Below are 13159 nucleotides of genomic sequence, written 5' to 3' on the forward strand. Positions count from 1 at the left end.
CAGTCCGATACGAGTTCCATGGTCCAATCTCACGCTGCATCCGGTTGGAGTAGTCATGCCCTTTTTGATCATCACGTCAGAGAAAGAATAGCATCGACTCTGCCAGATAAGGCATTCGGCATAGTTCGCCAAGCGGCGTAGACCGCGACTTGAACTAAGGCAACCCGCATAGCCAACTCAACCAGACCCTTCGAGCGCACAGCCAATGGCTTGGCTCAGGACCAATCTCAATGCACCGTGCCCTGGCGCTGCGCAGACTGAAGGTCTCAGCTTGCTCACCGTCCGCAACCATTGAAGTTCCATAGTTAGGCTACCCCGCAAAGAGCTGGTTTTAGTGCTCCCGCAGCGGGCTTTATGCAAGTCTCCGCGTAATCAGGCCCCCGCAACCAAATCAAACCATAAATACGCAAAACCGCCTCCATCCAATGGGGGCGGTTTTGCGTTTGCGCATGTCGAAAACATGAAACCAAAGAAGGGGCATTGCGCTGGCACACGAAGTGCTTGGGTTTCCGAAACTGGCGGGGAGGGGGCTCCGCCCACCTCCCACGACAAGGCCCCGTCGGGGGCCTATTTTTTTAAACGCGATCCTGATTTTGCGCCGTCTTATGAGACCGAAATCGAATGCTGTTCGTCAAACAGGGTCTTCACCGCTTCGATGGGGCTCTGCAGAACGACCACATCCGTCCAGTCGCCGCTCAGGCCCATGCTCAGTGACGTGTCCGCATCACCATTGGTGTATGTCGCAACCGTACCGCTTCCGAACTCGCTTGCTTGCTCGCCAAGAAGCGTATCGAGAAGTGCGCTCACATCGAGCGCATCGCCTTCGGACAGGCTGTGGTCGCTGATGACGTCAGCAATATCGATCGCACTGAACGCCGTCTCGTCGAAGACGAATGTATCAGCACCTGCAAGGATGGCCTCACCCATTCGGTCATACTGTATGTCCTCGCCATCCGAACCGATCGCGCTTAGACCCTCCGTCTCGGTCGAGCCGAAAATCGTGTCGAAACTGACTTCGATGAAGCTTCCGGTCGAGCCGTCGGTGAAGGTGAATTCGCCTTCGGAGAAGATGGTCTGGCCATCTTCGGCGCCGTTCGTCTGGTCAGCGGCAAGCGAAATTTCCGTCACACCGTAATCCGCGAGGGTTGCGAGTTCGCCTTCGTCGCTGATGCCGTTGCTGTTGGCGTCCACCCAGATCTTGAGGGCTGAGAAGGCGGCATCTTGAGCGTCGATCCGACCGTCGCCATTCACATCGAGCGAGGCGAGAGCCGCCACGCCGCTAGCAAAGGTCCCGCCATTGAAATCGGGCGTAAAGATCTCCGACCCGTTATCAATCGTCCCATTACCATTTACGTCATAGGCGAGAATTCCGTCTTCGCTGGTCCAGGCGATCTGATCCGCGCTGCCGTCGGCATTGATGTCAAAGGTGACGCCGTTGTTGATCGACGAGAGCGCAAAGCCGTTTTTATCGAGGTCAAGGATAACTGGGTCGACGCCCTGGATCACGGTGTTGGCGTCGTCATCCTTAAACGTGAAGGTTTGCCCCGCAGCCTTGATGATGATCGAGCTGGTCGCAGCATCACTATAGGTAAGCATGTAAGCTGGCTGCCAGTCAGCTCCATCTCCATAGATCGAGACCCAGACATAGACGTGCTCACCATCGTGCGTTACGTCTATGTAATCCTTGATTGTCTTTCCGCTTGCGATCGAGCTTATTGCCGAGTTTAGATCAATCCGATCACCGTCGGAATATGAGTAATCATCGATGTAGTCGTTGTTGTATACTTCACTCCAGAAATACGGATTGCTGACGCCGGTACCGCTAAATCTCTCGGCGCCCCACATGAATGTGTCGGCCCCGCTTCCGCCATTAAGGGTATCGGTATCCACACCCCCAAGGAGTACGTCATCGCCGCTACCTCCGCTCAGGTAGTCATAGCCACCGTTTCCGAGGATGATGTCATTTCCGCCCATGCCGTCGAGAATGCCCGTCCCTACTCCATCAATGATGATCTCAGAAGAGGACGATCCTAGTATTTGATCAAGACTCGTTTCACTGTAATCGTTATATCCAGAGCCCTCGTTTATCACTGTTACGGTTTCATTTTTAGATGATATTCCGTCAGTAGCGCTGTACGTAAACGATCCACCCAATATATTGTACGAACCGGATGGACTGCTTCCCACGTAATCTTCGAAGGAGGTCTGAGCGCCATACGGATAGTTATAGTGATAGGCCTGCCCGCTATTGCTCTCTGAGACGCCACTAATTGACAATCTGTTTCCGTCAGCATCCGTGTCGTTGTATAAAAGTGTCCAATCGGGGATGTGGACAGTCTTTTGGTTGGTTAGAACGATATCAGCTACGGTTGTGGGAGCGCTGTTCGGGTCGGTCGCCCCGTTGATGGTGACCGTCACGATCTGCTTGGTTCCGTCGATTGTCGAGACTTCGAACGTGTCCGTGAGCGTCTCGTTGCTGTTCAGCTTGTTGACCGTCGTATTGCCATTATCGAGCTCATAGCGCCACTTGCCATCGGCACCGACCGTGAACGTGCCATAACCCTTCGCCGACGACGTCTTCTCGGAAACCGCAATCCACTTGTCATTCTCATTGTCGATGTCGACCGCATCGAGATTACCGGTTGCCGTCGGCTGCCCCTCATCCTCGCTTGTCGCCTCGATGGCTCTACCGGACGTGTCGCCAGATATTTCTGCCGCATCATTGACCGATTTGACATAGACCTTGATCGGGAGTGTCGTCGCGTTGGTATCGCCATTCGAGACTTCCGTCGCAACCATGACCAGATCCAATTTCAGCTCGCCACTGAAATTGGCCGGGGGGAGGACTGAGAGGGAGTTGTGCTCCCAGCTTGTCACGTCGACTTGCGTCTTGCCCTCGGTCGCTGTGAATTCGTGGTTTTTGCCGTCGCTGATGGTCGTTCCCACGGGGATGCCGGAGATCAGCAGGCTCAGCGTCTCTGACCCATCCGCATCCATGAGTTTGCCTTCAAATCGGATCGCTGCAGCATTGTCCTCAGATGTGCCGGAAACGGTAATCAGCGAATAGGTAGCGATGTCCGCAACCGCCTCGACCTTGACCGGCAATTCGATCGTTGTTGATGCGGTGTCGCCACTCGTCTTTTCCTCGGACGTCACAGTGACGGTGAGGTTGAACGAACCCGAATAGTTATAGGCCGGCCGCAGCGCGAGCGTTGAAAGGTCCCAGCCGGTTATGTCGACGCTCGACTCGTCGTAGGCGGCGTGACCTTTTCCGTCCACCAGCATGGTTCCGTCAGGTATGTTGGAGATCGTGTAGTGCAGCGATTCCGAACCATCAGTATCTGTCAGGTGCCCCTCGATCGAGAGGGGGATCTTATCGTCCTCGGAGCCGACAGCCGGCAGGACGGTTGCGGTCGGGGTATCCGCAACACCAGTGACGGTCACCAGCCAATTGGACTTGATCAGATGGCTCGAACCGTCAAAGGCATCCCGATAACCCAGTTCAACGAAGAACACGAACTGCTTGTCCAGATTGGCGCGTGGCAGGACCTGCAGGCTGTCGAGGTCCCAGTCGCTGACGTCAACGGTGTCCTCAAGACTTTTTGAGGTGAAGCTGTTGCCTTTGTCGTCAAGAATTGTCGTGCCAACCGGAATGGTGTTCAGCGTCAGCACCAGTTTCTCCGACCCATCCCTGTCCTTGCTGAAGGAGCTGAAATCCAGCGCGATGGGCCGGTCTTCCGATCCCAAGGCGGGGTTGAGCGTGAATGTGAAACTGTCGGGTTCCGACGAAACAGTTACGGTGGCCGTGGCCGGCGTTGCGTCCTCAAGGCCGCCTGCATCGCTTGCCGCATAGGTAAACGTATCGACCCCCGCATAGTCGGCGGTCGGCTTGAAATAAACGGTCGCGCCGGTCACGATGTCACCGACTTTCAACGGTTCGCTGGAGCTCGCGGAAAGGTAAAGCTGGCCGTTGCCGGGCAGGGACTTGATGACATAACCGGCCTGATCGCCGTCAGTGTCTTTGCTGGAGAACGTTACCTCCACGAGCCCGTCTTCCTTACCGGATGCCGAGACATTCGCCGTTTCCGGTGCCTCGTTGACATTCTCCACATCGACTTCGAAGCTCTTGTCGATGAACTGACCCTGGCTGTCGGTTACCCGTATTTCGAGGTCGACGGAGGGTGTCGTTTCATAGTCGATGATTGCACCCACCGCGACGGAGATGACGCCCGTGGTCGGATCAATGACAAAGCGGCCATCCGCCGAGGTCAGAGAGGGGCTTCCATCCTTGACGAAGGCGTAGGTCAGCTGATCGATGTCGCCGTTGGGATCCACGCCTGAAACCCTGCCAACCGCGATGCCGTCAGCGCTGTTCTCCTTCACCGACAGGCTCGTCGAGGTCACGTCACTTGGAGCTTGCTCGATCAACTGCTCCGCAGCGACCGTCCCGTTGGAGAATTGAAAGTGCTCAACCCCCGTTGCCTTGATGACCGCGCCATTCGGCAGAGACAGGGAGAACTCGCCGGTCGCGACATCCTTCACCACCTTGACGTCCTGCCAGCGAAACTCGCCATTGGCATTGCCGATCACCAGACTGTCGTCACCCGCGCCGGCTTTGACCACCACCTGATGAGCGGAGGTGAGACCGGAGACATCGAAGTGTTCCGAGGCGTCGCCGCCGGAGAGGGTCACCGTGGAGGTCAGCAGGGACGTCTCAGTGAAGTCGCCGACGACGGAGTAGGTGTCCGCGCCACCATTGCCATTGATCGTGATATCCTCGATTTCGCTGACCTCGGCAACGATGCTGCCGTTGACAGTCATGAGGATTTCCGATGTTCCGGCATAGCTGGCACCATGGGCTGCGTTATAGGCATCCCTGGTCCAGATCACGTAGTTTTCTGCGGCCGCGCTGCCATCGATCCGTAGAAGGTCGCGTCCGGCAACGTCTTCGCTGCCGCCGCCGATCGTGTCGCGTCCATCACCGATGGCGTAGACGATGGTATCGTTGCCCGCGCCACCTTCAATGACGTCATCGCCGGCATTGCCGTAAAGCGTATCGTTGCCATCACCGCCAGTGATCTTGTCATCGCCGGTGCCGCCCCAAATCTGGTCACTTCCCGATCCGCCGAACAGCTTGTCATTACCGCCGAGGCCCGAGATCAGGTCGTCGTTCTCGCCGCCATCAATATCGTCTGCCTGGCCATCCGAGCCCTGAAGGATGTCGTTGCCCTTGCCGCCATCGATCTCGATGAACGCCGCATCCGATGTGGTGTAGGACTTCGGAAGGAGGATGACGTCGTCGCCGTCGGTGCCGACGAACTTCTCCACGCCGGAAAGTTCCAGGGAGGCGTTTGCGCGATCGAAGACAAAGCCCTGGCCTGCGAATGCCGATTCGAAACGGACCGTATCGATGCCGGAGCCGCCGATCAGGGCATCGCCCTCTCCTGAGCGTTCAGAGATCGATACAAGGCGCGTGCTGCCGTCGCCGGCCGTGAAGGTGCGAAGATCGTAGCCTGTGGTGTCGTCAATATCGGCGGAAACAATCAGCGTGTCCTCGCCATCGCCGCCTTCAAGTCTATCGGCGCCCTTACCGCCGATCAGGAGGTCGTTGCCATCTCCTCCCTTCAACTGATTGGCTTCATCGCCACCAACCAGGATGTCGTCCGCCTTGCTGCCTTCTGCGTTTACCAGGCCAGTAAGCTTGTCCCGTCCTACAATGTCTCCGCCGTTGTGATCCATCGCGGTGTCTGCTGAGATGGATTGGCCCTCACGGCTCGTCGCCGCAGCGCCGAGATTGACGAACACGCCGGTATCGAGCTTGGCATAGGAAACCGAAGTGCCATCGATTTGACCGGAAGCATCAATGCGGATCTTGACCGTGCCGTTGGCAAGATCACCGTCGGCATCCATCGCCTGAAGTTGCAGCGCCATATCGAGATACTGATTGCCAGATGTCGGGGCGCTGTGATCGAGCGGGCGATAAAGCTCGAACACATATTCGCCATTCGATGCATCGACCGACACGCTGAAGACGCTATCCGGATCCGTGGTCAAAGACGGGATCTGATCGCCGATATAACCGATCAGGATCGAACCGACGAGGGCGACGTGAACGATCTGGCCATTTGATGTCAGCGTGACGGTTGCGCCGTTCTGGTCGGTCGCTGAGACCCCGGTGCTGAGTGACAGTTCGCGAGCCAGTCCATTATCCAAGCCGAAATCGATGCCGGTTTTGGCCGTGACCGATGATGGCCCGTCTTCGCCGATCAAGGCTTCCACAACAGGGGAGAATGAAGGCTTGGAGTCCGTGATCGTGACCTGCAGCTGTTCCTTGAGGGCAAGTGTGTCGCCATCGCCATCGCGGATTATGACGGCGCTGGACAGATCCAGCGTCAGTGTGTCCGTCGGTATGCCTGCCAGATCACCTTCCACCCGCTCCGGGCTGACAAGAGCCGGGCCCAGGTCCGCGTTTCCGCTTGTTTCCGGCTCGGACAGCAGGTGATCGATCGCACCTAATTGTTTGAAGCTATACGCTCCCGTGGTTTCATCGACCGCAAAGGTGAAGATGACAGTGTCGCCGGCCTTTGCGTAGAGCGTGTTGTCGATCACCGAGAAGGACAGTGATTGGCCATTTGACGTCAGGGATGTGAGGGAAGCGGAAAGATTGGTGGTCTCCACGGTGTAGCCACCCACGCCATCGGCCCCGAAGCTGACGACGCGCGATAGCTCTCCCGATACCTGGCTGCCTTCTGCCATCGTCTGCAGCAGGACTGTTTCCGTGGCGACCGGGGCGTCATCCTTGATGTGCAGCCACATTTCACCATAGGCGGTGTCGCCATCCTTGTCGGTGACGGTGAAGCCGATGTTGATCGAGCCGCTGTCACGGCCTTCCTCATGGGCATAGGCTGCGGTCATTTCGAAGCTGTATGATCCATCGGCGTAAATCGTCAGGATCGCTGCGGTCTGATGGGACTCCACGCCCGTTGCAACGAAGGTCGTGCTGCCGTCGGAAGCGGGTTTTCCGTCGCCCCAGGTTACAGTTTCGATGCGAGCGGTGCCTTCCTCCAGCTGCCAGACAACCGAGAAGCTGCCTTTGTGGATCGACAGGCTGCCCATCCCATCGGCCCCAACTTGGAGGAGGTCTCCCGCCTCGCCGCTGACGATTCGTCCGGCTCCGTCTTCTGTGCAGAGCGCCGTCTGAGCGGCATCCTCCAGAGATTGTGATGGACCAGCTTCGATGCTGGCCGTCGGCGCATCGTCGTTTATGACGACCGAGAAGCGCCCGTCCGTGCTGTCACCATCGGAATCTGTTGCGCGGAAATCGAAGTCGAAACGAAGATCGTCCTCGACGTCAAACCCTTTGTGATCGATCGGCTTCAGCAGCGTGAAGTGATAGCTGCCCGTCGACCGGCCATTGTCGAGCGTAACCGTGAAGACCCAGTTCTGCTCAGAGGCTGGATCGTCTCCGGTGAAGCCGATCAGCGCGGACTGGCCATCGATCTCGGTGACGAAATAGAAGACTTGCTGTTCGGCAGACGTGAGCCGCACTTCGGAATTGACGTAGACCTGCCTGTATTCGAGCTGCTCGACCGGCTCTCCGCTCGTCTCGTCGATTACCGCCCGGGGGTCGTAGCCGATGAAGACGAGAGCGCCGGCCTTGCCGGAATTGTCATCCGCACCCCAGTCGATACCAAGCGAAGCCGAAACGCTTCTGCCGTCGCCATTGTTTGTTCCAGGATGACCACTGAGGTCTCCGGTGTCGTAGCTGTCGCCCGGATTGCCGATGACGGAGGTGAGGTCTTCCTCATCGAGGCTTGTCGACGGGAGTGGTTTGATGGTCGGACCGTCATCTCTCACGTCAATGCGAAAGGTTCCCGTCGCAGTGTCGCCGTCCCGGTCGGTCACGGTGTAGGTGAAGCCGAGACTCAGTATGTCTTCGAGTTTGATTTGCTCGCCATCGTAACCAGCATCCGGATGATCGAGCTTTCCAGCGAGTTCGAAGGTGAATTCGCCTGTCAGGCGATTATCGATCGTCACGGTGAAAACGGTGTGGCCTTCGCTGTCGACGGCGCGCAGCGCAACGTAATTCAGAACTGACGCATCATCGGGCGCCGGATAGGTTTCGATGGTAACCGGAAGGCCACCTGATGTCAGAGCCGAAACAGTGTCGCCACCAAGACCGCTTTCATCGAGATTGGTCACGCCCGAGAAGCCGATTGCGCTGATTGCGCCGAAATCAGACCCTGGATTGAAGCCCAGAACGCCCGAATAGCTCTGGTTCCCTTCATCGCGGTCTGCGATCACCGATTCATCGAACGGGATCGGGTCATTCATCGTGATGATAGACGGGCGACCGTCACTGCCGAAAGAGGGCAGGTTCTCCGGTGTCTGGTCGGCAAAGGCAGTGCCTTCGAGCAGAGACACCATGATGAAGTCTTCGGCATTGCCATTGATAGGGTTGTCATCGAAGGTAGCGCTTGCATCTGATGCACGGGTTGAGGCGGAATAGCCCTCCGGCCCGGCTGCGACGTTGATGTAGCTCGCTTCCAGGGCCGCAAACAGGGTTGCCTGCGGGAGTTCGATGTCTCCGATCATGAAGGTCGGAATGTTGGCTGCACCACCGGTAATTACCAGTTCGGAGCCATCTGACAGGACCACGATGAGATCAGCGCCTTGCGTGCGGAAATCCGCGTTGTCGAGGTCGATGTCCCGCGGCAGGATGATGGCGTTGTTTGCGTCGGGGGCGAGTTCTATCGCTGCTTTTGCGGGGCCAGCCTCCATGCTCCGCGTGATCGGCGCGGTGTTTGCCGTCTGCGCCTGTGCCAATTCCAGCACCTGTTCCGGCGCGAGGCGACCGGTGACGGCTGCTTCGTTGTTCTGGTTTTCCATCGTGGCGCGGAGGCTCAGCGGAGCGGGGCTTTGATTTGACATGGTAACTCGACTGTTAATGTTCGAGCCGAGTTAAAGCGCCGGGAAACTGTTCGGGCAACGAACAAATCGAAGAATTTGCATAACCTGTTATGCCGTTATCGGCCAAAGTTGAGCGGGGTTTCCGCGTTAACTTTGTGACCAAAAATTCTCTGCCTGGGAGCGGCGCAATTAGCTCTGGCTCAGCTTGCTCGTTGAGCGCAGGAAGCTGTGCGTTTAATGGGCTTCCCATGGCTCAAACTGCACGTGGATGCTAGGCTTGGCGGATGGATTCGCTCAGACTGCTCTCTGATCAAAAGGCCGGCCAGCGCAGCCAGCTGCCGGACTGGGCGGCGCCGCGTGGGCGAGGGCTCAGCGAACTGGATGCAGCTTTTGCAGCTGGCGTCGCGCTGAAAGCGCTTGATGATCTTGTCCGCTCCGAACCCGTATGGGCGGGGTGCTGGCGCTCACGGCAAGCGCTCAGATGCGCGGCCGCCACGATGCGCTGGATGGGGCGTGGCGAGGATGAAGCTGCCTTGCGCGACGCCTTGGCCTTGACTGTCGCTGGCGGTGACCCTGGTCCGGCGGGACAGGTTCTTGTTGCATTCAGGCGGCTTGGCAGCCGCAAAGCAGGCCTATCCCTGAAAATGCTCGAAGACTTGGCTGGGCCCTTCGGTCTCAGTGCAGGCGACGATTTTTCACCGATCCTGGACATGGCGGAGAGGGCGCAGCAATCAGGCTGCGCCGTTCCGGTTGCCTTGGCCGATCTGATCTCATCCCTCCATGCTATCCGGCCGGATGCTGTGCCGCTGGGCTGGGCGATTGCGGATGCGATGATTGCCACGCGTCTGAAGTGGCCGGTTGCGGTGCCACTCCTTATGGGGGAATGCCAAGGGGTTGCGTTTCGGGTGGCCGGCGGGCGGGGGCGTGTCAGCCCGGGCGAGCCTGGATTTCAGCGTGCCGTCTGCCTTGCTCTGGTCGATGCGGTGAATGCGGCGTTGCGCTCGGCGGCCGAGATCGGGCGGCGCGCGGATGCGCTTCTGACCGCGGCATCCAAGGTTCGCACCAAAGGCGCGGCGGCCGTGATTGCCAAACTTTTGGCAGAGGATGCGGTGGCAGCCTCGGCACCCGGGACCGGCCTGTCGCGTTGGGCCGCGACCCGGCTGTTCGAACGGCTGGAAGGTTTCGGGGCCGTGCGGGAATTGTCCGGCAGGTCTTCTTTTCGGATCTATGGGGTCTAATCGTGGCAGGATCGGAGACGGCGAGGCGATCCCGCACAGAGACCGGCAACCGGGCTGATGGACAGGTTTTCGATCGAGAGCTGGATGGCTTGCCGGCCGATTTGCGCTGGCGGGAGTGGATGTTGCGGGTCGAGGCTGTGATCTTCGCTTCTGCCGAACCGGTTGGCCGGGAGATGCTGGCGCAGGTTGTCGGGCGCTCCTGCAGTATCGACCTTCTGATCGACGACCTCCAGGAGGAGTTGCGCGACCGGCCGTATGAACTGGTTCCGGTGGCCGGAGGCTGGCAGCATCGGACCCGACCACGTTTCGGCGATGCCATACGTGCCTCATCGGTGACGACGCGCAATGGTGCGGCCGCGCTTTCTGACTTCGAGGCCATGGTGGTGATGGCGATCGGCTATTTCCAGCCTGTAACACGGGGTGAGCTTGGCAAGATCTTCGGCAAAGAGATCAGCCGCGATACGATCGCTGCCTTGCGCAGCACCGGCTTCATCGCATCCGGCCCGCGCAGCCCGACGCCGGGCGCTCCTTATACGCTCGTGACCACCCGGCATTTTCTCTCCGCCTTTGGCATGGAAACGCTGCGTGATCTCCCGGATATCGAGGCGCTTGAGGATGCGGGGTTGTTCAACCGCGATCTGGCAGAGGCGGGCACCGAGGCCTCCGACGATCCCGACCAAGATGATATTGGCGAGGCGGACGGGGATGGGGCCACGCCTGAGCTGGACTCGCTCTAGCGTTGGTCAGTTCGCCTATGGCCCTTTGCGGCACCACAGAGGGCGACATTCGCTGAGGTGGACGAAGCGTTCGCAAGTGAACGCGTGATACAGCTTTTCAAACTTGTTGGTCACCTTCGCTGCCGCAGTTCGAGCGCGTCTGATGCGGGGTGTTTCCAGAGGCAAAGCTGTGAGCAAGCAGGTGGTCGGCTGACGCCCTTGGGCGTTCCTGTGTGCAGCATGTTTGGTCATTCTGCCGATGAGTGTTCTGCGAAGACCTTGGAGTAACCTGTTAAATTTCAGATAGTTAGCGCCGAAGCATGCGCCTTCAGCATTTTCCCGTTCGCTGGGACTGAAGCCCGCTACCCTGTGTTTCGCCGACTTGTAATACAGATTTGACATAATATTCGATTTCTGCGACAACCTATCTGACATGTTGGCAATCCACGCCGTAGGTTGGTGAACAGGAATACCGATGATCATTACAGACGTTTCCGTGCGACGATTCCGCACGACCACGCGCCGCCATTCCGATAGTGCTGGCCACGCCCATCCGGGCCCGCCGCATCAGGTTGAGCAGGCGATCCTCACAATTCGCACTGAAGATGGCCATGAAGGCCACTCGTTTACGGCATCAGAGATTGTTCGACCGCATGTCATCGAGAAATTCGTCAAGAAGGTGCTGATTGGCCAGGATCACCGGGATCGGGAGCGCTTGTGGCAGGATCTGGCGCACTGGCAGCGTGGGTCTGCGGCGCAGCTCACCGATCGTACGCTGGCCGTTGTCGATTGCGCCTTGTGGGATCTGGCCGGGCGGACACTTGCGACACCTGTTCACAAGTTGATCGGTGCCTATCGCGACAAGGTGCTGGCTTATGGCTCGGTAATGTGCGGCGATGAGCTCGAGGGCGGTCTGGCGACGCCTGAAGATTATGGCCGGTTTGCCGAAACGCTCGTCAAGCGCGGCTATAAGGGCATCAAGCTGCATACCTGGATGCCGCCGGTCAGCTGGGCCCCGGATGTAAAGATGGACCTCAAGGCCTGTGCCGCCGTGCGAGAGGCTGTCGGCCCGGATATTCGCCTTATGATCGATGCCTTCCATTGGTATTCGCGCACGGATGCGCTGGAACTGGGGCGCGGCCTGGAGAAACTTGGCTTCGACTGGATCGAAGAGCCGATGGATGAACAGTCCATGTCCTCCTACAAGTGGCTGGCGGACAATCTCGACATTCCGGTCGTGGGCCCGGAAAGTGCAGCCGGCAAGCACTGGCATCGCGCCGAGTGGGTGAAGGCCGGGGCTTGCGATATACTGCGGACTGGGGTGAACGATGTGGGCGGCATCACGCCGGCGCTGAAAACCATGCGCATGGCTGAGTGCTTCGGTATGGATTGCGAAGTCCATGGCAACACGGCGATGAACCTGCATGTGGTGGCCGCCTCTAAGAACTGCCGCTGGTACGAGCGTGGTCTGCTGCATCCCTTCCTCGAATATGACGATGGCCATGACTATCTGAAATCACTGTCCGATCCGATGGATGCGGATGGCTACGTACATGTGCCGGACCGTCCGGGCCTTGGCGAAGACATCGATTTCGATTTCATCGAGAACAACAGGGTCGGGTGAGGGCAGATGAAGACGGTCCTCGCATTTGGCGACAGTCTGACCTGGGGCGCCGATCCCGCGACGGGTTTGCGGCATCCGCCGGAGTTTCGCTGGCCTGAGGTGCTGGAAACGCAGCTGAGTGGCGTAGCGAGGGTAATCGGCGACGGGCTTGGCGGGCGAACGACCTGCTACGACGATCATACCGGGCCTGCCTGCCGCAACGGCGCCAAGGCGCTTCTGGTTGCCCTTGGCAGTCACATGCCGATCGATCTCGTCATCATCATGCTGGGTACCAATGATCTGAAGCCCAGTCATGGCGGACAGGCCGAACCGGCCGTTTCCGGTATGCGCCGGCTGGCGCAGATCGTCGAGACCTTCCCCTATAAGCCGAGATCGGCTGCTCCGCGCCTGATGATCGTTGCGCCGCCGCCTTGTGTGGCTGGCCCGCAGGGGACGCCGGCCGCCGGCCGCCGGATTTCCGAGTCCGAACGTCTTTCGCCTCTATTTCGCCAGCTTGCCGCGGAACTCGGCGTGGAATTCTTCGACGCGGGCACGGTCGCCACCGCCTCGCCCATCGATGGGGTTCATCTGAGCGCAGAGGCAACCCTTGCCATTGGACAGGCGCTTGCCGCGCCTGTTCGCACGATACTCACCTGAACCGGTCCTGCTCGTGGAGGAGTAGCAACCTGTTC

Annotated in this window: 5 protein-coding genes; 4 read left to right on the top strand and 1 reads right to left on the bottom strand. The window is 58.8% G+C overall.

All coding sequences use genetic code 11. The features are described 5' to 3' along the window. Window positions 1-603 precede the first annotated feature (603 nt). Window positions 604-8931 carry a DUF5801 repeats-in-toxin domain-containing protein gene (locus ACSV9I_RS18470; protein WP_438330266.1) on the bottom strand — a complete coding sequence of 2776 codons (8328 nt, stop codon included), beginning with the start codon at window positions 8929-8931 and terminating at the stop codon, window positions 604-606. 263 nt (window positions 8932-9194) lie between these two features. Here ACSV9I_RS18470 and ACSV9I_RS18475 point away from each other — a divergent pair, with 263 nt between their 5' ends. From ACSV9I_RS18475 to ACSV9I_RS18490, 4 genes are all read left to right on the top strand, one after another. After that, the gene (locus ACSV9I_RS18475) at window positions 9195-10148 is read left to right on the top strand and encodes a DUF1403 family protein (protein WP_438330267.1); all 954 of its coding nucleotides are present in this window, start codon (window positions 9195-9197) and stop codon (window positions 10146-10148) included. Between the two features lie 2 nt (window positions 10149-10150). After that, entirely contained in the window at window positions 10151-10885 is a 735-nt protein-coding gene (scpB, locus tag ACSV9I_RS18480) for an SMC-Scp complex subunit ScpB (RefSeq protein ID WP_438330268.1), read from the top strand. Window positions 10886-11339: 454 nt separating this feature from the next. Then, window positions 11340-12488 carry a mandelate racemase family protein gene (locus ACSV9I_RS18485; RefSeq protein WP_438330270.1) on the top strand — a complete coding sequence of 383 codons (1149 nt, stop codon included), beginning with the start codon at window positions 11340-11342 and terminating at the stop codon, window positions 12486-12488. A gap of 6 nt (window positions 12489-12494) precedes the next feature. Further along, window positions 12495-13124 (top strand): SGNH/GDSL hydrolase family protein, encoded by a 630-nt coding sequence (locus ACSV9I_RS18490; RefSeq protein WP_438330271.1) that lies wholly within the window; start codon window positions 12495-12497, stop codon window positions 13122-13124. Window positions 13125-13159: the final 35 nt, after the last annotated feature.

The sequence above is a fragment of the Rhizobium sp. G187 genome (assembly GCF_051549525.1).
Classification (GTDB): Bacteria; Pseudomonadota; Alphaproteobacteria; order Rhizobiales; family Rhizobiaceae; genus Allorhizobium.

Excerpts from the sequence above, each read along its gene's own strand:
- ACSV9I_RS18470 (WP_438330266.1), bottom strand. The coding sequence starts at position 8,931 with ATGTCAAATCAAAGCCCCGCTCCGCTGAGCCTCCGCGCCACGATGGAA.
- ACSV9I_RS18475 (WP_438330267.1), top strand. The coding sequence starts at position 9,195 with ATGGATTCGCTCAGACTGCTCTCTGATCAAAAGGCCGGCCAGCGCAGC.
- ACSV9I_RS18485 (WP_438330270.1), top strand. The coding sequence starts at position 11,340 with ATGATCATTACAGACGTTTCCGTGCGACGATTCCGCACGACCACGCGC.
- ACSV9I_RS18490 (WP_438330271.1), top strand. The coding sequence starts at position 12,495 with ATGAAGACGGTCCTCGCATTTGGCGACAGTCTGACCTGGGGCGCCGAT.